The sequence below is a fragment of the Afipia broomeae ATCC 49717 genome (assembly GCF_000314675.2).
In the GTDB taxonomy this organism is placed as follows: domain Bacteria; phylum Pseudomonadota; class Alphaproteobacteria; order Rhizobiales; family Xanthobacteraceae; genus Afipia; species Afipia broomeae.
In genome coordinates, this window is record NZ_KB375283.1 from 321,329 (window position 1) to 344,644 (window position 23,316).

General features: G+C 58.3%; 22 protein-coding genes. 11 read left to right on the forward strand and 11 right to left on the reverse strand.

Features of this window, described 5'->3' with window-relative positions:
* Positions 1-13: 13 nt before the first annotated feature.
* On the forward strand, positions 14-1,213 hold the full coding sequence (locus HMPREF9695_RS14000; RefSeq protein WP_051055013.1) for a class I SAM-dependent methyltransferase: 1,200 nt from the start codon (positions 14-16) through the stop codon (positions 1,211-1,213).
* Positions 1,210-2,115: an NAD-dependent epimerase/dehydratase family protein gene (locus tag HMPREF9695_RS14005; protein WP_006021513.1), complete on the forward strand. Its 906-nt coding sequence runs from the start codon at positions 1,210-1,212 to the stop codon at positions 2,113-2,115. The genes HMPREF9695_RS14000 and HMPREF9695_RS14005 overlap by 4 nt, the downstream gene beginning before the upstream one ends.
* Before the next feature lie 14 nt (positions 2,116-2,129).
* On the opposite strand, the gene HMPREF9695_RS14010 is transcribed toward HMPREF9695_RS14005, so the two are convergent.
* A complete protein-coding gene (locus HMPREF9695_RS14010) occupies positions 2,130-2,873 on the reverse strand; it encodes a cephalosporin hydroxylase family protein (protein WP_006021514.1) in 744 nt (247 codons plus the stop codon).
* 175 nt (positions 2,874-3,048) lie between these two features.
* Between HMPREF9695_RS14010 and rfbG the strand changes: the two genes are divergently transcribed.
* Genes rfbG through rfbC form a run of 3 tightly spaced genes read left to right on the forward strand, consistent with a single transcriptional unit; the run spans position 3,049 to position 5,859 of the window.
* A complete protein-coding gene (gene rfbG, locus HMPREF9695_RS14015; RefSeq protein ID WP_006021515.1) occupies positions 3,049-4,098 on the forward strand; it encodes a CDP-glucose 4,6-dehydratase in 1,050 nt (349 codons plus the stop codon).
* The gene (locus tag HMPREF9695_RS14020; protein ID WP_006021516.1) at positions 4,095-5,318 is read left to right on the forward strand and encodes a class I SAM-dependent methyltransferase; all 1,224 of its coding nucleotides are present in this window, start codon (positions 4,095-4,097) and stop codon (positions 5,316-5,318) included. The genes rfbG and HMPREF9695_RS14020 overlap by 4 nt, the downstream gene beginning before the upstream one ends.
* A 7-nt stretch (positions 5,319-5,325) precedes the next feature.
* Positions 5,326-5,859: a dTDP-4-dehydrorhamnose 3,5-epimerase gene (rfbC, locus tag HMPREF9695_RS25830; RefSeq protein WP_006021517.1), complete on the forward strand. Its 534-nt coding sequence runs from the start codon at positions 5,326-5,328 to the stop codon at positions 5,857-5,859.
* Between the two features lie 8 nt (positions 5,860-5,867).
* Here rfbC and HMPREF9695_RS14030 read toward each other — a convergent pair whose 3' ends face one another.
* From HMPREF9695_RS14030 to HMPREF9695_RS14045, 4 genes are all read right to left on the reverse strand, one after another.
* Positions 5,868-7,601, reverse strand: a complete 1,734-nt coding sequence (locus HMPREF9695_RS14030) for an ABC transporter ATP-binding protein (protein WP_006021518.1) — start codon at positions 7,599-7,601, stop codon at positions 5,868-5,870.
* 56 nt (positions 7,602-7,657) lie between these two features.
* A complete protein-coding gene (nusG, locus tag HMPREF9695_RS14035; RefSeq protein ID WP_006021519.1) occupies positions 7,658-8,176 on the reverse strand; it encodes a transcription termination/antitermination protein NusG in 519 nt (172 codons plus the stop codon).
* Positions 8,173-8,832, reverse strand: a complete 660-nt coding sequence (locus HMPREF9695_RS14040; protein WP_006021520.1) for a winged helix-turn-helix transcriptional regulator — start codon at positions 8,830-8,832, stop codon at positions 8,173-8,175. Before HMPREF9695_RS14040 ends, nusG begins: the two co-directional genes overlap by 4 nt.
* Before the next feature lie 172 nt (positions 8,833-9,004).
* On the reverse strand, positions 9,005-10,057 hold the full coding sequence (locus HMPREF9695_RS14045; protein ID WP_006021521.1) for an acyltransferase family protein: 1,053 nt from the start codon (positions 10,055-10,057) through the stop codon (positions 9,005-9,007).
* Positions 10,058-10,193: 136 nt separating this feature from the next.
* Here HMPREF9695_RS14045 and HMPREF9695_RS14050 point away from each other — a divergent pair, with 136 nt between their 5' ends.
* On the forward strand, positions 10,194-11,339 hold the full coding sequence (locus HMPREF9695_RS14050; protein WP_006021522.1) for a glycosyltransferase family 4 protein: 1,146 nt from the start codon (positions 10,194-10,196) through the stop codon (positions 11,337-11,339).
* 27 nt (positions 11,340-11,366) lie between these two features.
* Here HMPREF9695_RS14050 and HMPREF9695_RS14055 read toward each other — a convergent pair whose 3' ends face one another.
* On the reverse strand, positions 11,367-11,738 hold the full coding sequence (locus tag HMPREF9695_RS14055; protein WP_245258779.1) for a hypothetical protein: 372 nt from the start codon (positions 11,736-11,738) through the stop codon (positions 11,367-11,369).
* A 238-nt stretch (positions 11,739-11,976) separates the two neighbouring features.
* Between HMPREF9695_RS14055 and HMPREF9695_RS14060 the strand changes: the two genes are divergently transcribed.
* Positions 11,977-12,825, forward strand: a complete 849-nt coding sequence (locus HMPREF9695_RS14060; protein WP_006021524.1) for a class I SAM-dependent methyltransferase — start codon at positions 11,977-11,979, stop codon at positions 12,823-12,825.
* An 18-nt stretch (positions 12,826-12,843) separates the two neighbouring features.
* Complete coding sequence (locus HMPREF9695_RS14065) at positions 12,844-13,857, forward strand: MraY family glycosyltransferase (RefSeq protein ID WP_006021526.1); 1,014 nt, start codon at positions 12,844-12,846, stop codon at positions 13,855-13,857.
* A gap of 1 nt (position 13,858) precedes the next feature.
* Here the strand turns inward: HMPREF9695_RS14065 and HMPREF9695_RS14070 are convergent, their stop codons facing one another.
* Genes HMPREF9695_RS14070 through rfaD form a run of 4 tightly spaced genes read right to left on the reverse strand, consistent with a single transcriptional unit; the run spans position 13,859 to position 19,559 of the window.
* On the reverse strand, positions 13,859-15,784 hold the full coding sequence (locus tag HMPREF9695_RS14070) for a nucleoside-diphosphate sugar epimerase/dehydratase (RefSeq protein ID WP_006021527.1): 1,926 nt from the start codon (positions 15,782-15,784) through the stop codon (positions 13,859-13,861).
* 2 nt (positions 15,785-15,786) lie between these two features.
* Positions 15,787-17,064 carry an O-antigen ligase family protein gene (locus HMPREF9695_RS14075; protein ID WP_006021528.1) on the reverse strand — a complete coding sequence of 426 codons (1,278 nt, stop codon included), beginning with the start codon at positions 17,062-17,064 and terminating at the stop codon, positions 15,787-15,789.
* The gene (gene rfaE1 / locus HMPREF9695_RS14080; RefSeq protein ID WP_006021530.1) at positions 17,061-18,533 is read right to left on the reverse strand and encodes a D-glycero-beta-D-manno-heptose-7-phosphate kinase; all 1,473 of its coding nucleotides are present in this window, start codon (positions 18,531-18,533) and stop codon (positions 17,061-17,063) included. The genes HMPREF9695_RS14075 and rfaE1 overlap by 4 nt, the downstream gene beginning before the upstream one ends.
* Before the next feature lie 45 nt (positions 18,534-18,578).
* The gene (rfaD, locus tag HMPREF9695_RS14085; RefSeq protein WP_006021531.1) at positions 18,579-19,559 is read right to left on the reverse strand and encodes an ADP-glyceromanno-heptose 6-epimerase; all 981 of its coding nucleotides are present in this window, start codon (positions 19,557-19,559) and stop codon (positions 18,579-18,581) included.
* Between the two features lie 362 nt (positions 19,560-19,921).
* Here rfaD and waaF point away from each other — a divergent pair, with 362 nt between their 5' ends.
* The 3 genes from waaF to HMPREF9695_RS14100 all read left to right on the forward strand — a co-directional run bounded on the left by waaF (position 19,922) and on the right by HMPREF9695_RS14100 (position 22,188).
* Positions 19,922-20,983 (forward strand): lipopolysaccharide heptosyltransferase II, encoded by a 1,062-nt coding sequence (waaF, locus tag HMPREF9695_RS14090; RefSeq protein WP_006021532.1) that lies wholly within the window; start codon positions 19,922-19,924, stop codon positions 20,981-20,983.
* A gap of 78 nt (positions 20,984-21,061) precedes the next feature.
* On the forward strand, positions 21,062-21,655 hold the full coding sequence (locus HMPREF9695_RS14095) for a D-sedoheptulose 7-phosphate isomerase (protein ID WP_006021533.1): 594 nt from the start codon (positions 21,062-21,064) through the stop codon (positions 21,653-21,655).
* Positions 21,655-22,188, forward strand: coding sequence for a D-glycero-alpha-D-manno-heptose-1,7-bisphosphate 7-phosphatase (locus HMPREF9695_RS14100; protein WP_041712449.1), 534 nt, complete (start codon positions 21,655-21,657; stop codon positions 22,186-22,188). The genes HMPREF9695_RS14095 and HMPREF9695_RS14100 overlap by 1 nt, the downstream gene beginning before the upstream one ends.
* On the opposite strand, the gene waaC is transcribed toward HMPREF9695_RS14100, so the two are convergent.
* On the reverse strand, positions 22,178-23,128 hold the full coding sequence (waaC, locus tag HMPREF9695_RS14105; protein ID WP_006021535.1) for a lipopolysaccharide heptosyltransferase I: 951 nt from the start codon (positions 23,126-23,128) through the stop codon (positions 22,178-22,180). The two genes, HMPREF9695_RS14100 and waaC, sit on opposite strands and share 11 nt — an antisense overlap.
* Positions 23,129-23,316 lie beyond the last annotated feature (188 nt).

Below are 23,316 nucleotides of genomic sequence, written 5' to 3' on the forward strand. Positions count from 1 at the left end.
ACTGGGCGCCTGAATGGGCCGACACGTTTACTACCTGGAGCACCGCGCGATGAATTGTCCGGTATGCAGATCAAGCATCTTTACACAGCTCTATTCTATTAAACAGGTACCCGTCTTCCTCAATCGCCGCTGGACTTCGAGAGCGGCGGCTAGGGCTGCTGAAATCGGGGCGCTTTCAACTGAGAAGTGCACAAAATGCGGCTTTGTCTGGAACAGCGCCTTCGAACCTGATCGTGTCATTTACGATCAGGCTTATGAAAACGATCAGACACATTCGGCTGCATTCCAAAAACATCTCGCCGAAGTTGCCGACCGTACAATTGCAGCTGCTGAAAGCCGTCCCTTTCACCTTCTTGAGGTTGGCTGCGGCCAGGGCGTCTTCCTCGCCGAACTAGCCAACCGAGCAGGCGATCTTCTCTTGTCGGCAACAGGATATGATCCAACTTATCGCGGCGAACGAAAGATGCCCAGCAATGTCACCATTGCCGAAAAGTACTTTAATCGCGACACCGCCCCCCTGATGACTGTTCGGCCTAACATTGTCGTTACGAGACATACAATCGAACATGTGCCGGATCCGGTCCACTTTTTATCAAGCATTCGAGATGCGATCAACGGCGATGCAACCCTGTTAATTGAAACTCCTGATGTAGAGTGGATTGTATCGAGAGGAGAATTCCAAGACCTCTTCTATGAGCACTGCTCTCTATTTACAGCCGATAGTCTTGCGTTGGCCATGGGTCGCGCGGGATGGAATCCTTCACGCATCGATCGGGTGTTTGGCGATCAGTATCTTTTGGCAACTGGGACAACTTCACACGTCGCCACGGATCTATCTCATGCGCTTAACAAAGCAGCGGAATCCAAAAAACTCGATCCGCATAATTTTTTGAGTCACTGGAAGCAGGTCATCCACTCAGCTAATCAACCAATCGCTCTTTGGGGCGCCGGAGCAAAGGGCGTAACCTTTGCCATGCTGGTGGACCCCGGGGCCGATGCCATCAAAGCCGTTGTTGACATAAATCCTGAGAAGCAAGGTCATTATCTACCAAAGACCGGGATCCCTATCATTTCACCGAGCGCCGCCATCGACCTCGGGATTCAGACCGTTCTTGTCATGAATCCGAACTATTTGGAAGAAATCACCAGAAAACTGAAATCACTGGGCTCATCGGCAACGGTGATTCCTGTGATCGGCGGAGACGATCATTGATCAGAGTCCTCCTCACTGGAGCGACCGGGTTCGTCGGCAGCCACATTCTGCGATCCCTTCTTCAGCGGAACGTTGAACTTGTTGCTGTCTCACGGCGACGCCCCTTGATCGCGGGAAATTACTCATGGCGCGAAGCGGATATCTTGTCGGGGGATCTTAACAACCTTCTTCGTGACAAAAACATTTCGCACGTTCTTCATGCAGCCTGGTATGTCGAACATGGAAAATTCTGGAACCATGCCATAAATGATGATTGGCGCGATGCGACAATCGCGCTGGCCCGACAAGCCGCCGGCCTCGGAGTCCGGAGATTTGTCTCGCTAGGAACATGTCATGAGTACGACTGGCCTGTCGACGCCGATTGCGATGAGCTCATCACCCCGATCGCGCCCCACACTCCCTACGATACCGCGAAAACCCAGACCCGGCTTGCCATTGAGAGCGTCGCTCTCGAAACAGGAATGGATTTCTGCTGGCCTCGCCTGTTTTTCCCATTCGGTTCTGGAGAAGCGGCGGAGCGGTTGATCCCCTATATCTGTCAGTCTTTGGCGCGCGGTGCGCCCGCGCGCTGCACCAGAGGCGACAAAATCCGCGACTTTATTGCCGTCGAGGATGCGGGAAGGCTACTCGCTGACCTTTGCCTCAGTGACGTGAAGGGTAGCGTCAACATTGCTACCGGCCGGTCGACAAGCATTGCGGACATAGCGACTTGTCTCGGCGAGATATCTGACAAGCCAGATCTGATTCACCTTGGAGCACTACCAGACCGCGATGGTGATCCTTTGCGGATCACCGGAGACACCAAACGAGTTTCCTCCATGCCAAGCTTCTCGTCCATTCCCTCATTGGAGCAGCGGCTCGCCGAGACTTTTGACTTCTGGAGAAGCCGGACTGAAAATTGAGGGGATTATAACTATTATCGCACACGCCTCAAATATCCGCTCGGGGCGACCGTAATCATGATCTTGTTCTCAATCGCATGATCAATCTCAAACTCTGAATGATCCTTGATGTAATCCCGCACCGCGGTTTTTGGATTATCTCCTTTGTCCCATGGCCGATCTGAAAACCAGTCCGGGGGCATATCTTCCACGACTGTGTCCATGACAACGCAGTAGCTGCCGACAGAAACCAGAGGCGCATAAGCGTCAAGCTCAGCCAGCACATGTTCGTGTGTGTGATTTGAATCGAGCACCACCAGCACTCGCTTGCCGGCAGCAGCCGAACTTGCAGCCGCAACGATGTCCGGTGAGATACTCGACCCCTGTAGCAAGCGGATACGCTTGAACATGGGATGCGCCTCGATAGCCGCCCGATTGTGAGAGCGAATGTCGATATCGATGCCCAAGACCTCGCCCTTCCCGATCAGTTCCATCATCGACGCGTAAAAGATCAGCGACCCGCCATGTGCGACACCTGTCTCGATCAGAATATCCGGCTGGACGCGCCACAGTATCTCCTGCATTGCAATCATGTCTTGCGGATACTGGATGATAGGCCGCCCCATCCATTCAAAATGGTAGGAATACTTGGTCCGGGCTGAGGCATTGAACCACTCGCGCGTGGCGGCCTGCAGAGCCTGATCCGTCCCCTGGCGGGCAATTTCCTCCTCACATTCAAGACGGAACTGATCGGCAGGCGAAGTCGGAGATGCGGTCATTTGATGCGAATTTTCTAGCTGTGGAAGCAGCGTGGGAAGGCGCCATCCCTCATCTGGCTTCTCTTGTTGGATTGATTGACGAAAACCTACCGGATCGGGCATAGATTGGAAACCATCAACCTCATACACCGATTTGTACTGGCTTTATCAGTACGGCTGAGCCACGGGCAACCAAATGCCGCTTAACCGAGAGTTCTGGCGCAGCAAACGTGTCCTCCTCACCGGGCATACAGGCTTCAAGGGCGCGTGGCTCTCGCGCTGGCTGGCGCAGCTGGGCGCGGAAGTTGTGGGCCTTAGCCTGCCACCGCCGACATCTCCTAGCCTGCATGAGATTCTTTCGACCCCTTTGGCGGCCGAATACATCGTTGATCTTGGCGATCCTGTCACTACGCGGCGTGCCGTTCATAACGCACGCGCGGATATTGTTCTGCATCTGGCGGCTCAGTCGCTTGTCCCTGCAAGCTACGAAGATCCCACCGGGACGTTTCGCACAAATGCCATGGGAACGATTCATCTCCTGGACGCGCTGCAGGCATGGAAGGGTTCGCAAGCCATTATCGTTGTGACGACAGATAAGGTCTACGCAAACGACGAAAGCGGCGTCGCATTCACCGAGACAGACCGGCTTGGAGGCGATGATCCCTATTCCGCGTCCAAGACTGCAGCAGAAATCATCGTGCACGCCTGGAAGCGATCGTTTATGCTCGACGGGCCGCCTCTCGCCACAGCACGCGCCGGAAATGTGATCGGTGGCGGGGATTGGGCTGCGCACCGCCTCATTCCGGATATCATTCGAGCCGCCCGCTCAGGTCATCGCCTCCAAATCCGGCGCCCTGACGCTACGCGTCCATGGCAACACGTTCTAGACCCACTTCATGGGTATCTTCTCTATGCACAGGAACTGGCCTCCGGAAAGTCTCTGCCCTCGAGTCTGAACTTCGCCCCAGACGACACAACGCAACTGAGAGTCCGCGAAATTGCGGATTCATTGACAAGGATATTTGGCATTCCAGGATGGGAACACGTTCCTGTCCCCGAAACAAAAGAAAAAAATGCATTGGCGCTGGATGCCTCACTGGCGCACATGACGCTTGGATGGAAGCCAACTTTCAACGGAAGCGATGCTATCGCCAGCACCATTGAATGGTACAAGGCATGGGCGCTAGATGAAGACGTCAGAACACTAACCGATCGTCAGATCGCCAGCTTCGAAGACAAATTATGAGTTTATGCCGCCTCTGCCGAACCCCAGTAACAAGAACGTTCATAGATCTCGGCCAGCAACCGCTTGCGAACTCCTATCTCAAATACGATCAACTGACACAACCGGAGGCGCGCTATCCGCTGCACGCAAAGGTCTGCGATTCATGTTTTCTGGTGCAGGCCGACCACGACGTCGCAGCCGAAGCCATCTTTTCAGACTATGCCTATTTCTCCTCCTATTCGTCCAGCTGGGTCGAACATTCGCGCCTTTATGCAGAAGCAATGATCTCGCGCCTTGCGCTTAAACCCTCGTCGCTGGTTGTCGAAATAGCGAGTAATGATGGCTACCTCTTGAAACATTTCAAGGCAGCAGGGATTGATGTGCTCGGCATCGAACCTGCGGCCAATGTCGTTCGGGAGGCCGAAGCCCATGGCGTCAAAACCGAGATCGCATTCTTTAACAAGTATACGGCGGGCAGGCTGGGCGCAGCGGGTGTCCAAGCAGATTTGATTGCCGCGAACAATGTGATGGCGCACGTGCCGGATCTGAACGATTTTATCGCCGGATTCCCCCTTGTTCTCAAAACTCAGGGCGTACTAACAATCGAATTCCCGCATCTGCTCAATCTCATTCAGCAATGTCAATTCGATACGATCTATCACGAGCACTATTCATATCTGTCGCTGCTGGCTTCCGAACGCGCACTCGCAGCCCACGGACTGCGCGTTTTCGATGTCGAGGAACTGCCGACACATGGGGGCTCACTTCGCTTGTTCGTTTGCCATCTTACAGCCAACTTTGCCGAGGGCGCTGGTCTCCACACTATACGGAGCAAAGAAAAGGCTGCTGGTTTTGATCGTTCCGCAGCATACGAACTTTTTGCTCCTCAGGCTCAGAAGATCAGAGAACAGCTTCGGAAATTCCTGGAGAAGGCCAAAAAGGATGGCCTGACTGTGACTGCCTACGGCGCCGCAGCAAAAGGGAATACGCTGTTGAACTATTGTGAAGTCGACAGCACTCTGGTGTCCGCAGTCTTCGACAAAAATCCCCACAAGCAGGGAAATTTGCTTCCAGGCTCCAGAATTCCTGTAAAATCCCCTGAAGAGATCGTGCAAATCAAGCCCGATATCATTCTTATTCTGCCATGGAATCTAAGTTCGGAGATCGCGAAAGAGCAGAGCGTGATCCGGGAATGGGGCGGCCGTTTCGTTACCGCGATCCCACAAATAAACATCTTCTAGGATTGCGATGCGCCTTGTTCCGACAGATATCAGGGATCTAATCGTTGTCGAGAGCGATCCCCATCGTGACGAACGCGGCTATTTTCACCGGCTCTTCGATGTAGAAACTTTCGAAGCCGCAGGTATCCCCTTTATCGCCCGCCAAAGTGGCATCAGTCACAACGCGCACACAGGAACGCTGCGCGGCCTGCACTACCAAAAGCATCCGAGCGCACAAGCCAAGCTGGTTCGCTGCCTGAATGGGAGACTGTTTGATGTTGCGATTGATCTGCGGCCGCAATCTCCGACCTATTGCCGATGGTTTGGCCTCGAGCTCAGTGCGAATAGCCATCGTGCACTGTTCGTGCCAGCTGGCTTTGCGCACGGGTTTTTGACCCTCGAGGATAACACCAATATCCTGTACGAGATCAGCCATATAGAGATTCCCGCCGATGCAGCGGGCGTGCGGTGGAACGATCCTATCTTCAAAATTGTCTGGCCCAGGGAGCCGGCGATCATCAATAGCCGCGACGCCGGGTATCCTGATTTCCTCCCAGACTAAAACTGCAGTTACTTCTGCGCCTGATGTAAGAGCGGCGACACAACCCTATCGGCCTTACCCCCACTGAGATTGATCACAAAGTCGGCCTCATCGACCAGCGCCGGGCGATGTGAGATCGCAACGACTGTCATACTCCCCTTGAGCTTTGAAAGAGCCGTGACAACAGTTTTTTCCGTCTCAGCGTCGAGCGCGCTGGTCGCTTCATCGAGCACTAACAGATCGGGCGCCCCCAGCAAAGCGCGAGCGAGCGCGATGCGCTGGCGTTCACCGCCAGACAGCTTGCTTCCATGATCTCCAACGAGCGTATCCAGTCCATCGGGCAAGCGGCCTATGAAACCTGCTGCAGCTCTATCCAGAGAAAACAGCATCTCCTCGTCTGACGCCTGCGGAAATATCCAACTTAGATTCTCACGGATGGAAGCGTTAAAGAGGATAGGGTCTTGGCCAAGATAGCCAATCCGGCGCCTCCAGGTTGCCGTTGATAGACTGTCCAACGTATGCCCGTTGACCCTAACCGAACCATGCGTCGGCCGCCGCAATCCGAGAATGCAATCGAGCAACGTCGTCTTGCCTGCACCAGTGTGCCCCGTCAAAGCAACGAAAGCCCCAGCCGGAATTTCAATGTTGATATCATCGAGCACCACGCGCTCCCCCAATGTGACCGAAACGCCGTCGAAAACAATAGATACCGGCCCGTTTGCGCGCCACGCGTCTAGTGGCTCGGGCAAAATTGCCTCGCGTTTCGATTGTGCATTCTGGACCAACTGCATGGCTCCGCGGAATGCAGGCATGTGAAAGTCGGCGATCTGCAGATTCTGACGCAATCCCGTCACGCGCGGGAACAGCCTGATAAATATCGCAACCGTTACAAGGATTGCACCGATATCAACAGATAGCAGGCTCGGCCCAACAACGAGCAGCGCGACAATCAACAGACCGCCGCTGTATTCGAAAATTGCGCGCACCAACTGCGCGTCAAATGCATTTCCGAACGACAGCGCTTCCATACGGCTCGCAGTCGCGGCCAGCCGCGATACGGCCCGCCCCTCCGTTGCCGTTGCCTTAACAAATTTCACGCCTCCGACGATCTCGCTCGTATCCGCCAAAAGTTCAGCGTTGACCTTGGTCAGGCTGGAACCAAATTCCATAGCACGTAGCGCCCACCATCGCGTCAAGATGAAGAGAAGCGCTCCAGCGACCACAAAAAGACCAACAACAATGGGAGCCACAAACACAGATACTGCAATCTGCACAGAGATAAAAAATATCGCAGCGATAATCAGATTAAGCTGCGAGAAAACCAGACCGATGCGGTTCGGCTCATTCGTAACCGCCGACACAAGATCACCAGCTTTATGCGAAACAAAAAAATCGTAATCCGCGGCCAGAAATGCAGAGAACATCCTGCGCTGCCATGAAGCGACATACATTGCCTGCAGCCGGGACGCCAAATACGCCTGGAACAAAAACACCACACCGCTACAAATAATCAGAACGACCACGACTCCGGCCATGAGTTGCGGCGTCACGGCAATGCCGAACGCTTCAAACCAGCTTCCAAATGCTGACGTGACGCGATCAGCCGAAGCAGAATGCGTTCCGCTAAAACTGGAGAGCAGAGGGAGCAGCGAGGCGACAGTCGCCCCTTCGAAAAAGGCACTGGCGAGCGTGAGCGCAATTAACCCCGGAAGCTTCCAGCCGACTGTGATCCATACATCTTTAAAAAGCGCACGCGACATCATTTCAAGAACACACCTTGCAGTTGAATTATACCCGAACGCTAATCGAGATAGTTACGTTATATCGGAGCAATAAGTTCTGCGTCTGTAACAACTCGAACCTTGCGACCTAGCATATCGAGAAGGATTTCAACACGCTCGTTCTCGGTCCTGCCCTGAAATATCCCGCGACAGGAATCGAAGGCATCGCGCAGTATGCGAACAGCATCGCCCGTCTTAAGGCGAATGGCCGGCGAAACGATCGACAGAAAACTGTCCGCCTGCTCATGTTCCTGGAGGCCTTGGATAATGTCGGTCGCAACGCGTGCAGGAACACCTTCGCTTCCGACCAGCCGTTTGACACCAATCGTAGAATTAACCGCACGCCATCGCTGCGTTTCCATATCGATTCTGACGAAGATGTAGTTTGGGAATAAAGGCGCTCTAACGACATTCACGCGCCGCGCATGGCGCGCTGTTTTCAGATATCGCGGCAGGTAAATCTCAAAACCCTGCTGAACCAGATTGGCAGCCGCTTTAGCTTCCGACTGGATTTGCGTTTGGGCCACATACCACGCAGAATTCGGGGATGCGGTCATGACAAGGATTGCTCCTTCCTAGGGGCGCGCAAGGCGACGAGATCGGGGATCAAAACCGCATCGGCCCCCAGCCTCATGCGCGCTTCTTCAATAATAGCGTCAACCGCAGCAGACGGCACCAACGCGGTGACGATAATGCCGTCCACCTGCGTTCCCACAGCATCAAACTCGCGGACAACCGGCAATCCGACAAAACGCGTGGATTGATTTGAAGGATCAATCGCACAGACCAAAGAAACATCGCTTTCAATCGCACAGATCGCAGCGATTTCAGCAAGATCCGAAACGCCCAGCAAAACGAGATGTTTGAGATTGCGTTCTTTGGCAGTTTCGAAAACCTTGGTGCAATCCGCCTTCGCCTTTCGGAAAAACCCAAATGACGACGACAGATACTCAACCGTGAGCCGGGACTTTTCAGCGAAACCTTGCGGTGTGAGATAGTACGCATACCGGCGCGCGGGCGCCTGACTGGCCTTGACCAGTCCCTTCTTGATGCAGCGATTGAGATACGCGTTCACGAGACCAAGCGCGATTCCGAGTTCGGCCGCAAAATGCCGTTGCGAGCGCGCGCCGTCCTGCTCCACGGAATTCAAGAGACCGAGAATGATACGATCGCTGTCTTCTTCGCGCTCACTTTCGGAAACCGCTCGCTCCATCGCTTCACTCCCGCAATGGTCTCCTTACAGTGTTCACCCGATGAACGTCAAGTTTAACAACCCCACCTCGATCTAAGATATTGATAATATTCTAGTAATTAAGAGACGCCCGAACGCGGCCGTGCAAGACCACCATAGGCGCCCAAATTGACCGCAGGTTCAAAGGATTGGATCAAGGCGCCGTGCGTTCACGGCCGCGTATCCACAGGTACTCGTGCTTCTTACCGAAGGCGACCATTGGGACCTCAACCAAACGATATGAAATGAAAGCAATGGCAGTTGTCAGAGCTATCACCAGCGCGACGACCAGCAGATTGAAAGCCAAGACGTCCGATGGGGGAAACAAAGCCAGAAAAAGGTAACCTGCCGCGGTGTGATAAAGATAATGGCTGTACGAGATACGGCCGAAGAAGCCGAGGATCGAGTTCGACACCCCCATACGCAGGAACGCAATCAGCATGATTGCTTCGCTAATGACATAAGCCGCCGACCATTCTCCATAATACTCATCGAAAACAAGAAGGCTTGCCGCATTGACCAGGGTCACACCGGCAACCGGCAGCATAGCGGAACGGCTCCAACCTGCTGCTTCAGCTTGCCTAACCAGAATACCAACGTAGAAGGCCGGAAAAAACGTTAACAAGAGGCTTGCGTGTCCGCGCGCAAACCACACTACGATATTCACGCAAATCAGTGCAGCCAGAACGACAAGGATGCTGCGATCCCGCAGAAGAAAATGCTGCAGCGCTAAGAACAGGTAGAACTTCACTTCGATTAGCAGCGTCCAGTACACGCCGCTCAAGGATTCCTTGCGAAAGATATCCTGCACCATGAAAAAATTACCGAGCAGAACATCGGGCGGGAAAACTTCTTTGCCCAGGAGAAAACTGAAAAATGCTATCAGTACGACGTTCACCCAATAGGCTGGAAAAATCTTGAATAACCTCCGCAAAATGAAGGTAACCGTATCTTGCTTCTGGATGTTGCAGAAAACGAGATAGCCGCTGAGGAGAAAGAACAGCATGACGCCACCCCGCCCAAGCGAGCTTACGTGGTAGGATGCATCACCCAATGCTATCCGGGTGGGAATGAAGTGGCCAAAGATGACCATCAATATCGCAATGCCCCGCAACGCGTCGAGCGACGGAATTCGGCCGGCATCCGGCTTTAGCGCAGGCGTTTGCGCCGAACCGGATATTGGTGCCGTATGTATTTCTGGTGGCATGAAGCGTCGCCTAAGGAACAAACTGACTGAAAACAAGCACGTAACGGCTTTAGATGTTATCCAGCAGGAAAGCCATATTTCACAACCCGTGAGAACGATATAGCTTCAGGATGTCCAGCACCCCGTGCCCCCGCCAATGACGGCCTCGTCTTTATCATCTCTGAAATTGCTCTACGTCGTGACCGAGGACAAAGCCTTCCTGTCCCATCGGCTTCCCATGGCCCGTGCGGCACGTGAGGCAGGTTTTGACGTTCACGTGGCAACGTCGGTCGGACCTGCCGCGGGGGCCATACGCGCCGAAGGTTTCACCATCCATCCCATGCCGCTGCGGCGAGGCGGATTGTCTCCTTTGGGAGCCATCTCGACCATTCAGGCGCTTCGCAAGATCAAGCGCGAACTCGCCCCCGCGATTGTGCACCATGTCGGCATGCAGATCTGCGTGCTCGGCGGCATTTCGTCGCTTGGAATGACGACGCCGCAGATCAATGCGATGACCGGTCTTGGCTACGCGTTTACCTCAACAACGGCTCAAGCGCTTCTGCTTCGTATCGTCATCGCAGTCGCGTTGCGATTTCTGCTCAACAGGGATCACGCGGTCTTTCTCGTTCAAAATCCCGACGACCGCACAGCGCTGGAAACAATCGGGATCGATCATCATCGCCTCGCGCGCATTCCTGGCTCCGGCGTCGATACCGACAAGCTGACGCCGCTGCCGGAACCCGACGGCCCGATCACCGTGGGATTTGCGGGGCGCCTCCTGACCAGCAAGGGCATTCGCGCGCTGGTTGCCGCACACAGGATTCTGCGGACTCAGGGCATGGATATTCGGCTCCTGATCGCGGGAACTCCCGATCCCGCCAATCCCGATTCGGTGACGCTCGAAGAGGCGCAGCAATGGAACAGTGAGCCGGGCATAAAATGGCTGGGCCAGGTCAGCGACATTGCTTCACTGTGGCGAGACTCTCATATCGCGGCCCTTCCGTCCCACCGCGAGGGCCTGCCGAAAAGTCTGCTGGAAGCTGCCGCCTGCGGCCGGCCGATGGTCGCCACCGACGCCCCCGGTTGCCGGGAGATCGTGATACACGAAAAAACCGGCTTGCTGGTGCCGATCGAGGATCCGCAGGCACTGGCCAAAGCCATAGGTGAACTGGCCGCATCCCAAGAGTTGAGGACCCGCTATGGCGCGTCGGCCCGGCAACTCGTCGTTGATGAGATGTCCGCTCAGGCGATCGGAGCTGCAACGGTCGCCCTCTATGAAGAGCAGTTGCAGCGCATTCGCTAGCTTCAATCCTTGCCGACGCTGTGCGCGCTACCGTTGTTCCAGCGGCGCGAAGTTACGCGCTTCGCATTTGTCATTGATGACGGCAGGTCGCCAGTTAGCAACCGCTTCGCCCTTCAGGAAAAACGTGAAGTAACGAATCTCATTGCCGAAGTTCGCGCGCGAGCAAACGGTCCATCTTTCCGGACCCGACTGCGCCTCATTCGGCCCGACATTGGAAACTTCCGAAGCACCGACCTGCTTCATCGATTGCGTAATGCGCTGGATCTCATTGATGATGACCCGCAGTTGCCGGGAATCCGGCTGGGGGTCCGCCTGAACGGAATCCTGCACATCGAAGAAGAAGGTACACCCGCTGAGCAGCACAGCCGCGAGCAGCATTTGAAGCAACCGAATAGCCACCAAGCTACCCACTCCCAGACTGTCCGGGGCGCATTACTATCGCTTCGGCGCGCCGGTGAAAAGCGGCATCCGGGACTTGAAAAAATGCCGCGGCGGACAGGCACCCGCCCCGTTCGATGATTTTCCGGACCAGCGGTATGTCCGGAGGACGTTGTCACCCCTTCCGAGTTTGATTAAACACTCCGCAAGCCCAAGGCGGGCCCGATGCATCCTCGCGTCGGCAGCCACGTGAGAGTTCATGACCGATCGTCCGCCCAGCAATGTCGACCCCGCAGTTGCCGCCGGATTCGGCCATGAATGGTCGACCTTCCGGCAGGGGGAGGACGCATTTTCCGCGGACGACAGGGCTGCCATTTTTGAATCCTATTTTCACATCTTTCCCTGGAACCGCCTGCCGGCCAGCGCCGTCGGCATGGATGTCGGATGCGGCAGCGGCCGATGGTCTGTCATGGTGGCGCCGCGCGTCGGACACCTCCACCTTCTCGACGCAAGCGCCGACGCGCTGAATGTCGCGCGGGCAAATCTGGCCGCGGCGAAGAACGTGAGTTTTCATCACGCCAGCGTTGGAGAACTTCCCCTGCCCGACGGTTCGCTTGACTTCGCGTTCTCGCTGGGTGTGCTGCATCATGTTCCCGACACCCAGGCCGCGATTTCCGAGATCTCGACAAAACTCAAACCCGGCGCGCCTTTCCTGATCTACCTTTACTACGCGCTCGACAACCGGCCGGCCTGGTATCGCGCGCTCTGGAAATTCAGCAATATCTTCCGCGTCGTGATTTCAAGCCTCCCGGAAAAGCCGCGCCTCTGGATCAGTCAGATCATTGCTGTGTTCGTTTACTGGCCGCTGGCCCGTCTTGCCGCGCTCGTCGAACGGCTCGGATTTTCCGCCGCGGCGCTGCCGCTGGAATCCTACAAGCACCGCGCGTTCTACGTGATGAGAACCGACGCATATGACCGGTTCTGCACCCGCCTCGAACAACGCTTCACACGCGTGCAGATTGGCGACATGCTGACGGCCGCCGGATTTCAGGACATTCGTTTCTCGGAGCGCGTACCTTACTGGTGCGCCGTCGGCATCAAGCGCTGACCGGGTGATCCTCATTTCATGAATTCATTGCTGACCATCGCAACCCCGCTAGCAGCCTGCATCATGTGCGCGGGGCTGATTGTCGTGCTGCACCCGTTGCTTGCGCGCTATGCGCTGGCGCGGCCGAACGCACGTTCGTCGCATAGCATACCGACACCACAGGGCGGCGGTGCAGCAGTGATCGCGGCAGTCATCGCGTCGGTCGCGATATCGGCTTCTTTTTCTGGCGCACCGGTAAATTCTTCCCTGTTCGCGATCTTCGCTGCAACCGTGTTGCTCGCCCTGGTCGGCGCCTACGATGACCTGCGGACGATGCCTGTCATGCCTCGTCTTCTGATGCAGGCGGTCGCCGTCGGCATCGTCCTCGCCACGCTTCCGGCTGATCTTCGTCTCGTGCCCGTTCTGCCGGTCTGGGTGGAGCGGTCGCTTATGCTGATCGGCGGACTGTGGTTCGTCAATCTCGTCAACTTCATGGATGGCCTTGACTGGATCACCGTCGCGGAGGTCGTTCCCGTGACGGCCGCGCTGGCGCTGTTTGGGCTCTACGGCGAGCTGTCTTCTGGCCCGACAATCGTTGCACTCGCACTCTGCGGTGCGATGATCGGTTTCGCGCCGTTCAACAAACCCGTCGCAAAGCTCTTCCTCGGTGATGTGGGCAGCCTGCCGATCGGTTTGCTGATGGGATGGTGCCTCATTGAGCTTGCGGGACACGGCCATCTGCTGGCTGCGCTTTTGCTGCCGCTCTACTACCTCGCCGACGCAACGCTCACGCTCGTTCGGCGCCTGCTGAAGGGTGAAGCCGTCTGGCTTGCCCACCGGTCGCATTTCTACCAGCAGGCGACCAACAACGGTTTCAGCGTGACGCAGGTCGTCAGCGAAGTTTTCATCCTGAATGTCGTTCTCGCGGCATTTGCCGCGGTGACGATCTGGCTGAAATCGCCCTACGTCCAAGGGATGACGCTGGCATTGGGCTTAAGCGCCGTGGCGCTGGTGCTCAGCCGGTTCTCCCGGCAACGGGAACCGCTCGGCTAGATTACGCGGCCCCGCTTTTGAACTCCGGGATCGCGTCCTTCAAGACACCCACAATGACGCTGCGCTGTTCACTGGCCACAGCCTTTTCCAGCGTGGACAGCCACCGTTGCAGCGTGTCGAGCGGCGGCTCGTTGGGACGCGCCGCGACAATGCCGGCGATGCCGATGTCGGCGGTCGGCTCTTCATGGGCAAACAGGATTTCGTTCAGACGCTCGCCCGGCCTGACGCCTGTGAAGACGATCTCGATATCGTAACCCGGCTGAAGCCCGGACAGCCTGATGATGCGTTCGGCAAGATCGACGATCTTCACCGGCTGCCCCATGTTCAGCACATAAACCGACACATCGGGCCGCACGGGATCGAGCGCGTGGGTCGCCGCAGTCACCACGAGGTCGCACGCCTCGCGAATGGTCATGAAGTAGCGGACCATGTCCGGGTGCGTCACGGTCACCGGACCGCCGGCCTCGATCTGCGCCTTGAATTTCGGCACCACCGACCCGTTGGACGCCAGCACGTTGCCGAAGCGGACCGAGATGAGCCGCATCGGCGCCTTGCCGTTTGCCTTGTGCATCAACTCCCGGTCGAGCGCCTGGCAGTACATCTCGGCAAAGCGCTTGGTCAGTCCCAGCATCGACACCGGCTCGATCGCCTTGTCGGTGGAAATCATCACCATCGCCTCAGCGCCGGCGCTCACCGCAGCATCCGCCACATTGACGGTGCCGAAGATATTGGTCTTGACGCCCTCGCCCCAGTCCCGCTCGAGGATCGGGACGTGCTTCAGCGCAGCTGCATGAAAGACAATGCTTGGCTTGAATTCAGCCATGAGATGCGAAATGCGTGCGCGGTCGCGAATGTCCGCGATGCGGCCTTCGATAATCGCCGTTGGAAACTTGACCGTCAGGTCTTCCATCACCGCGTGAAGCGCCGGCTCGGCATTCTCGACGATCAGCAGCCGTGACGCGCCGAACGTAACGACGCGGTCGCAGATCTCCGATCCGATCGAGCCGCCACCGCCGGTGACGACGACGGACTTGCCCTTCACGAAGCTTTCGAGACGCTGATAATCGATCTTCACGCTCGGCCGCAGCAGCAAATCCTCAACCGCGACCGGTGCGAGACGTGGCGCCTCGCCACTCCCCTCAAGCGACGGCAGACGGCTGACAGTCAGTCCGAGTTTGCGGGCTCGCGTCAGCACCGACTCCGGTGACGCATCGGCCTCGAAAGCGGACGGCATCATGACCAGGCGTTCAAGAGGTCTTTCACGGCGCGAGAAATCATCGACGATATCGGCGAGGTCATCGATGGCACCAAGCACGGGAATGCCACGGATCGACTGTCCGCGATCGGATACCGAAGGAGACAGTACACCGACCGGCCACATCCGCTTCACCGCACCGCTCTCAATGCCGCGCAGCAACACTTCCGCGTCCGCGGCACGTCCCACCAGCAGCGTCGGAGCCGCATCGAGGCCACGCGCCTGGTTCAGCGTTCGGGTGTAGCGGAAATAGCGATAGGCAATTCGCAGCGCGCCAAGCGAGAAGTTCTGAAGGAACCAGTAGATGATGATCGTCGTCTTGCCGAAAAAGAATGTCCCGTAGACGTTCGGCGCGATGAAAATGTAGTCCAGCACCAGCAGCATCAGCGCAAGCACCGTCGATGCCTTGACGATGTTGAAGAAGTCCGGCAGCGAAATGAACCGCCACTTTGTCGTCGTCAGTCTGAAGGTGTAGCAGACGAGAATGCTGAAAATGACGAAGTAAGGCAGGATGTGGAGCAGCAGCGGCAAGCGCTCCGTCAGGCCGCTGCCTTCGAACCGGAGATAGAAACTCGCAACCACCGCGAAGATCGTCGCCAGCACGTCATGGATCACGATCAGCAGATTTCGCCATGTGAGGCGCGGGAATCTGATCCGGGACAAGCCAGCCATAACTATCCCTGCCCCGCAAGCGCATCGGCGTTCTGGGCGCGAGCGATCATGCCGCCAGCAACCCCCACCGCCAGCACGTACATCCAGCCTTCGGTAAAATCAAACAGGTGGGAGTTGAGCAGCGAACTGATGAAGTTCTGGACCACAGCCGCAAGGCCGATCCACGCGAACAACCCTTCCTTGCCAATGAAGAGTTTCAGGTGCGAAATCCACATCAGATAGAGAACTATGATTCCGGCGATCCCCCACTGCACCGCCACGTTCAATGTCTGATTGTGCGGATTGGCGATCACTTCGGCTGAAGCGCCTGTCTGGCCGACAGCATCCCGCTCGAACAAGAGTTTAGTTGAACCGGTGCCGTGTCCCAGAATCGGCGCAGCCTCGAAGAACTTCACTGACTTGCGCCAGAATTCCAGCCGCTGCCCGGCCGATGTTGCGGCATGCGACGTGCGATAGGCTTGATATTCGGTAATCGCTTGCTCCACGCGAGAACGCAGGTATGACGACGTATTCCAGGCGAGGGTCGCCGCAATGATGCCGCCTATCACCAATATGACCGCCGTGCGTTTGCTGAAATACATCGCGAGGAAAAGAACAAACAAGATCGGGATGCAAGCCAGCGCAGTCCTTGAATTGGCGACGAAAACCATGTTCGCGATGAAACCTGCGCTCAGCAGCGCAAGCAACAGTGCGATCTTCCTTTGCTGCCGCGACAGCGCATACATCGCCCCGCCAAGAGCACCGAAAGCGCACAGTGTGAATTCCTGCCCCTGCGCAATCGTGTTCTTGACCGGGACACCGGGTGTTCGTGAGGCATCGAAAGCCAGCCTCGGATCAACGACCATCGCCCACGACGCCAGCATCACCGCGGCACAGGACGCAATGAAGGCCAGCGCAACCCACAGGCCTCTGCCCGACTTCTCGAAATGACGGATGAGAATCGGGATCGCAATCAGCTTGCCAACCGGGTTGACCGCATGCAGGCGCGCAGCCCACGCAATGTCCGTCGACCACAGCGTGCCGGCAAGGGCCAGCGCAAAAAGTGTGACCGGGAGAAAACAGGCTGGCCGTTTCAGCGTTTCAGAAAAATCCCGTAGCTCGGCTGTGGGAATGAGCAACAGCAGCCATGCCACCGCAAAGATCGCAACCAGCGACGTCGACCATGGCAGCGAAGCGGCCATGAGGACGACTGCGACATCGGCCGCCTTTGTCCAGGCGGCTGTGTTGCGCCAGATCGATGGCGAGACGCCGGTCGCAAGATTGGACGCGTTCGCGGTCATGCCTTGCCTTCTCGCGCGCGTTTGACCAGCGACGTCGTGCTGTGGCCCGGCAGAATGTCGACAAGCACAATCTCGCCGCCGTTGGCGGTGACGATCTCATGGCCGACAACCTGCTCGCGGGTGTAGTCCCCGCCCTTCACAAGAACGCTCGGCTTGATCTGCGTGATCAGTTCCAGCGGCGTGTCCTGTTCGAAGATCACGACCAGGTCGACCGCCTCGAGCGCGGCCAGAACTTCGGCCCGGGCGCGCTCATCCTGCACCGGCCGCTCGGCACCCTTCAAACGCCGCACCGACGCATCGCTGTTGAGACCGACGATCAGGCGGTCGCAGGCGGCGCGCGCCTGTGTCACCACGCGCACATGGCCGGGATGCAGAATGTCGAAGCAGCCATTGGTGAAGCCGACGCGCAATCCCTGCCTGCGCCACTCGGCAAGATGCGCATCAAGGTCCGCAGCGCTTGACGCGATTTTCTCTTCGGCCGCGAGCGAGGCATGCGGCAGGATCTTGCGCCGCAGTTCGGCGAGAGACACCGTTGCCGTACCCGGCTTGCTGACGGCCACGGAAGCGCCCGCCGCCGCACAGCGCAAGGCCGTTTCCCAGTCCATTCCAGAAGCGAGCGTCACAGCCAGGACCGCAGCCACCGTGTCGCCTGCTCCGGATACGTCGCGAACCTTCGCCGGCTGCGCCGGAACATGGATCAGGGTGCCGTCGCGATGGGCCAGCGTCATTCCGTCTTCGCTCTGGGTCACCAGCACGGCCTCGGCGTCGGCGGTGCGCAGCGCCTCGATCGACGCGTCCGCGATATCGGCATCCGACTGGATCCGGCGCCGTGTCGCCTCAGCAAATTCCTTGCGGTTCGGTGTCAGCAGGGTCGCGCCGCGATAGATCGCCAGATTGGCGCTCTTCGGATCGACGATCACCCGCTTGCCGAGCTTGCGCGCGGCGTCGATGATGTTGCGGATCACGCGCGCAGTCAGCACGCCCTTGGCATAATCGGACAGCAAAACGATATCGGCGCGGGGCAGCGCGGCCACCACAGCGTCGATCAGCTTGCGTTCGGTGACTTCCGAGGCAGGCGCCGACAGTTCCCAGTCCGCCCGCAGCATGTGAGTCGAAAAATGCTCGGAGACAAAACGCACCTTGCGCGTGGTTGGCCGCGCCGGATCGGTCACCAGAATCGGCTCGATCAGCTTTTCCCTGGCGAGTTCTGCTCTCAGGGTCTCGCCGGCAATGTCATTCCCGACCAACCCGACGAAAATACACTTCGCACCAAGGGAGGCGATGTTGCGGGCAACGTTGCCCGCGCCACCAACGTTGATCTCGCTGCGCCGGGCCGCGATCACCGGCGCAGGCGCTTCCGGTGAAATGCGCGAAACCTCGCCATAGACGAATTCGTCCAGCATGAGGTCGCCGACGCAGAGCACCGTCTGGCGGACAATCGCTTGCGACAGCGCGTCAAAATCGAACATGAGAACGCCTGTATCCCTGAAAACGCCTGTATGTCTCTTGCACGATCAGCGGTAGCGATCGGGCCGGTCGAGAAAATCTCTGACATAGCTGCCGACGGCATCTTCGAGCGCCGTGAAGCCGCCATTGTAGCCTGCGCCGCGCAGATGATCGACCTCTGCTTCGGTAAAGTACTGGTAGCTGCCGCGAATTTGTTCGGGCATGTCGATATATTCGATATTCGGCTTGACGCCGAGCGCGCCATAGGCGGCAAGGATCAGGTCGCGGAAGCTGCGCGCCCTTCCGGTACCGACATTGAAGATGCCGTTCACCGAACGCGTGGCCAGCAGCCACATGATGACGCGCACCACATCATCCACATGAATAAAATCGCGGCGCTGATCGCCGTCGGCAATGCCATCGCGGTGGGATTTGAAGAGCTGCACCACACGGCCGGATTTGACGTCGTCGAAGCGGCGCGCCAGCACGCTCATCATCGTGCCCTTGTGATATTCATTCGGGCCGAACACATTGAAGAACTTGAGGCCGGCCCACTGCGGCGGCATCCTCCCGCCCTTCGCGGCGCGCTCGATCACGGCCATGTCGAACAGATGCTTGCTCCAGCCGTAGAGATTCATCGGCCGCAGCTTCTTCAGGGCGTCGAGCGAAGCGTCGTCGCGAAATCCCTGCTCGCCGTCGCCATAGGTCGATGCGGACGAGGCGTAGATGAACGGAACGGAATTCGCCGTGCACCAGTCGAGCAGCCGCATCGACAGGCGGAAATTGGTCTCGATCACGAGATCCCCGTCCGTGGCGGTGGTCTCCGAAATCGCGCCGAGATGGATGATGGCGTCGAGCTTGCGGCCGTTCAGCCATTGCATCAGTTCAGCCGGGGGAACCACGTCGGCGAGTTGCCGCTTGGCGAGATTGCGCCATTTGCCGTCATTCCCGAGAAAATCGCATACGGCCACATCCGCGCGGCCCGCATCGTTGAGGGCGGCGACGACGTTCGACCCGATAAAACCGGCTCCTCCGGTCACCAACAGCATTGAGGAATCCCGCCCAGTTGACGCTAGTGTCCAGAATCCGAAGTTCGCCTGCTTGTGCGGCGCATTCTCAAGCGAACTTCAGATTCAAAAGGACACCAGAAACCCATGATTCTGGTGTGGTTTTGGTTCACAAGTCCGCAAATGCACGAGCCGCAGAAACGGCGGACTTGCGAACCACCACACTAGTCACCTTTGCCTCACTCCCGCCCGGCAGGCAACTCACGTCCCGCGCTGTGGTGAAGGACGCCAGCCTGCCCGGAGCCGCAAAAACGCATCTGGACGCGGTGCGGGGGACGCGGTAACCGGCTGATCGTCCACAATTCTCCCGCACCCGTAACGATCGACCCGAAACCCTTCAATAAATGAATATAAATTCATTTCTAGGCGATATTGGCGTGACGCCCGACCCCACGGAAACGAGCCCGGTTCTGGTCGTCCCGTACATGTGGATCGGGGATTTCGTCCGTGGCCATACCGTGGTTCGGGTCCTCAAAGAGCGGTGGCCGAACCGGCCGGTCGACCTCCTGGTCACCAGCCTGTGCGCGCCGCTGGTGGATTACATGCCCGGCGTCCGCAAAGGCATCGTCTGGGACCTCCCGCGGGGGCAGCTCGCCCTGAAGAAGCAATGGGCGCTTGCCCAGCAGTTCCGCGCCGCCGGCTACGGCACCGCCCTTGTGATGCCGCGGACCTGGAAATCCGCCATCGCGCCGACGCTGGCGGGCATTCCCCAGCGTACCGGATGGGTCGGCGAGGTCCGGTTTGGGCTGATCAACGACTGGCGCTGGGGCGAGCGGAAGATGCCCCGCTTTATCGACAAGAACGCAGCCCTCGCCCTGCCCGCCAACGCCCCGCTGCCGAAGCAATGGCCGGTGCCGCAACTCGTGGTGCCGCCCGCAGAAGTCGCAACCTGGCGGCAGGCCAACAACCTCGGCCTCGGCGCTGCGGTGGCGCTGGCGCCCGGATCGGTCGGCGCCTCGAAGCGGTGGACCTACTATGCCGAGGCGGCGCGGATGTTCGCCGAACAGGGCTTTGAGGTCTGGGTGGTCGGCGGACCGGGCGAAAAAGCCATCGCGACCGATATTGTGAATTTCGCAGGACCACGGGTGCGCGATCTCACCGGGACCGACCTGCGCAACGGCATCATGGCGATGGCGGCGGCGAAAACGGTGATCTCCAACGATTCCGGCCTGATGCACATCGCTGCTGCTATCGGCACCCCGGCGATCGGTATTTTCGGCCCGACCAGCCCCTATCACTGGGCGCCGCTGAACGGCCTCGCGGCGACGATCAAGCGCGCCACCGACCTGCCCTGTCAGCCGTGTCATAAACCGGTCTGCACCCAGAACGATCATCACTGCATGCGCGACATCACGGCATCGGAGGTCGTGGAGACTGCGCAGCGCGTGATGGCCAGCGCCCGTTAATCTCGAAAGACGCTCGCACTTGCGCCTCTATCCTGCTGTGACTACCACTGAGGCGAATTCGAACCCACACGGTGACATGTGAGCCAGGACCGGATCGCGGCACATTTTCAAAGTTCGCTCGACGGGCTGACCAAAGCCGTGCGGAGCAACGAGCTTCTCGCGACGACGCATACCATCGCGCGCGTTGTCGCGGATGCTCTGAAGTCCGGCAACAAGCTCCTGCTGGTCGGCAATGGCGGCAGCGCCGCCGACGCCCAGCATATCGCCGCCGAGATCGTCGGCCGCTACAAGCAGGAGCGCGCCGGCTGGGCTGCGATCGCTTTGACAACCGATACATCCGCGCTGACGGCTATCGCCAACGACTACGGTTTCGAGCAGGTGTTCGCGCGGCAGGTGCAGGGACTTGCGAAGCGTGGCGACGTGCTGTTTGCGCTCTCCACATCGGGCCGTTCGCCGAACATCCTCGCCGCGATCAAGTTGGCGCGCGATCTGGGCGTGACGACCGTCGGCTTCACAGGCGCCAAGGGCGAAAGCATGCGCGCCTCCTGCGATCATCTGTTCGTTTCGCCGACCGACGACACGCCCGTGATCCAGCAGGTCCATATGATGGCGATGCACGCAATCTGCGACGAGGTCGAGCAAGTGCTGATCGGCGCAACAAAACCAAAATGATGGCGGACAGCGGCGCGACATCCAAACCCGCGGCGTTCCTCGACCGCGACGGCGTCATCAATCTCGACGACGCCTATGTCGGCACCCGCGACAGACTCCGGTGGATGCCGGGAGTGGCGGATGCGATCAGGAAGCTGAACGAGGCCGGCTATTACGTCTTCGTCTTCACCAACCAGTCCGGCGTCGCACGTGGCTTTTTCTCAGAGGACGATGTGCGCGCGCTGCACAACTGGATGCGCGATGAACTGGCGCGCGACGGCGCGCGCATCGATGACTTCCGCTATTGCCCGCATCATCCTGACGGAACAGTCACCGGATACGATCACGAGTGCGGCTGGCGCAAGCCGCAGCCCGGCATGATCTTCGATCTGATGAAGCACTGGCCGATCGAAAGGGACCGCAGCTTCGTCATCGGCGACAAGCAGCGCGATCTCGATGCGGGCACGGCGGCGGGCATCAAGGGCTATCTGTTTTCGGGAACGGATATTTCGGGATTTGTCGAGAATATCTTGAGCAAGCGCGTCAACGCTTGAGCGGCAGCTTCTCCGCCGCTTCGATGACCCGTTCGAAAGACGGATAAACATCCTTCCCACCGACCACCGTGATCGATCCGTTGCCGACTGGACCGGTCAGGCCGGGATCGGTGGCAAGGAACACCGCGATCAGCGGCACTTCATAGGCCGCGGCCAGATGCAGCAAACCCGTATCGACGCCGACCACCAGCGAAGCATTGGCAATCACTTTCGCCGTCTCATCGAGCGGCAGGCGATCAAGAATGCGGCTTCCCGGAATCGCTTGAGCAAGCCGCTCAGAGCGCAACCGCTCGCGCTCATTGCCCCACGGCAGCACAACCTCAAGGCCCTGCGCGTGCAGCCACTTGCCTGCACCGATCCAGTCGACCTCACGCCATTCCTTCGATGCGCGCGATGTGCCGTGAAACAGCACCGCATAACGCGCATCGCCACTGCGCGGCGGCTTAATCAGCCCGTAGTCGATGGCCTGATCGGGCCGATAACCGAGACTCAATCCGGTGAGCGTCCGGTTGCGCATCACCGCATGCTGATCGCGCGCGACCGCGTGCCTGACGTCATAAAACCACGATGCCACCGGCTCCTTGATGCTCGATGCGTCGTAGCCATGCCGCTCCCCGGATGCTGCTCGCGAGATAAGCGCAGAACGGATCAGCCCCTGCGTATCGATCACCTTCTCGGCCTTGACCGATTTCAATCTCGCCTTGAACGCGGAGACCTCGCTCCAGGTCTCTGAGCGCATCAATTGAGATCGCCACCGCCGCGTCGAAACCGGGATCACCTCGCGGACCGCCGGATGAAGCCGCGCCAGCGGCGCGAAAGCTTCCTCGACCACCCACGTCAGCCGTGCATCAGGCGCGTGACGGTGCGCATCAGTGACGGCCGGCATGTGATGCACCACGTCGCCGAGCGATGAGGTCTTGATGAAAATGATACCGGGCATCGGAGCGAGGGGCTGGAACTCTTGTTAGGCGTTACGTTTTGGAAACCATAAAGCGGTTTCGGCCGGGAAAAGCGAAGCCTTTTGGCGCGAGAGCCCGGCTTTATACCCCATTTCCATCGTTTCTCTGCAAGCTTCCGGCAACATCTTCGCTCCACATTCCGCGCAACAGGCGCCCAACGGAGCGCGGA

What these genes read in the sequence shown, in the direction of transcription:
- rfaE1 (WP_006021530.1), bottom strand. Translation starts at nt 18,533, where the DNA reads ATGTTCGATTTTGACGCGCTGTCGCAAGCGATTGTCCGCCAGACGGTG.
- HMPREF9695_RS14065 (WP_006021526.1), top strand. Translation starts at nt 12,844, where the DNA reads ATGAATTCATTGCTGACCATCGCAACCCCGCTAGCAGCCTGCATCATG.
- rfbC (WP_006021517.1), top strand. Translation starts at nt 5,326, where the DNA reads ATGCGCCTTGTTCCGACAGATATCAGGGATCTAATCGTTGTCGAGAGC.
- waaF (WP_006021532.1), top strand. Translation starts at nt 19,922, where the DNA reads ATGAATATAAATTCATTTCTAGGCGATATTGGCGTGACGCCCGACCCC.
- rfaD (WP_006021531.1), bottom strand. Translation starts at nt 19,559, where the DNA reads ATGCTGTTGGTGACCGGAGGAGCCGGTTTTATCGGGTCGAACGTCGTC.
- HMPREF9695_RS14070 (WP_006021527.1), bottom strand. Translation starts at nt 15,784, where the DNA reads ATGGCTGGCTTGTCCCGGATCAGATTCCCGCGCCTCACATGGCGAAAT.
- HMPREF9695_RS14010 (WP_006021514.1), bottom strand. Translation starts at nt 2,873, where the DNA reads ATGACCGCATCTCCGACTTCGCCTGCCGATCAGTTCCGTCTTGAATGT.
- HMPREF9695_RS14000 (WP_051055013.1), top strand. Translation starts at nt 14, where the DNA reads ATGGGCCGACACGTTTACTACCTGGAGCACCGCGCGATGAATTGTCCG.
- HMPREF9695_RS14075 (WP_006021528.1), bottom strand. Translation starts at nt 17,064, where the DNA reads ATGACCGCGAACGCGTCCAATCTTGCGACCGGCGTCTCGCCATCGATC.
- rfbG (WP_006021515.1), top strand. Translation starts at nt 3,049, where the DNA reads ATGCCGCTTAACCGAGAGTTCTGGCGCAGCAAACGTGTCCTCCTCACC.
- HMPREF9695_RS14100 (WP_041712449.1), top strand. Translation starts at nt 21,655, where the DNA reads ATGGCGGACAGCGGCGCGACATCCAAACCCGCGGCGTTCCTCGACCGC.
- nusG (WP_006021519.1), bottom strand. Translation starts at nt 8,176, where the DNA reads ATGACCGCATCCCCGAATTCTGCGTGGTATGTGGCCCAAACGCAAATC.
- HMPREF9695_RS14045 (WP_006021521.1), bottom strand. Translation starts at nt 10,057, where the DNA reads ATGCCACCAGAAATACATACGGCACCAATATCCGGTTCGGCGCAAACG.
- HMPREF9695_RS14050 (WP_006021522.1), top strand. Translation starts at nt 10,194, where the DNA reads ATGACGGCCTCGTCTTTATCATCTCTGAAATTGCTCTACGTCGTGACC.
- HMPREF9695_RS14040 (WP_006021520.1), bottom strand. Translation starts at nt 8,832, where the DNA reads ATGGAGCGAGCGGTTTCCGAAAGTGAGCGCGAAGAAGACAGCGATCGT.
- HMPREF9695_RS14020 (WP_006021516.1), top strand. Translation starts at nt 4,095, where the DNA reads ATGAGTTTATGCCGCCTCTGCCGAACCCCAGTAACAAGAACGTTCATA.
- HMPREF9695_RS14060 (WP_006021524.1), top strand. Translation starts at nt 11,977, where the DNA reads ATGACCGATCGTCCGCCCAGCAATGTCGACCCCGCAGTTGCCGCCGGA.
- waaC (WP_006021535.1), bottom strand. Translation starts at nt 23,128, where the DNA reads ATGCCCGGTATCATTTTCATCAAGACCTCATCGCTCGGCGACGTGGTG.
- HMPREF9695_RS14030 (WP_006021518.1), bottom strand. Translation starts at nt 7,601, where the DNA reads ATGATGTCGCGTGCGCTTTTTAAAGATGTATGGATCACAGTCGGCTGG.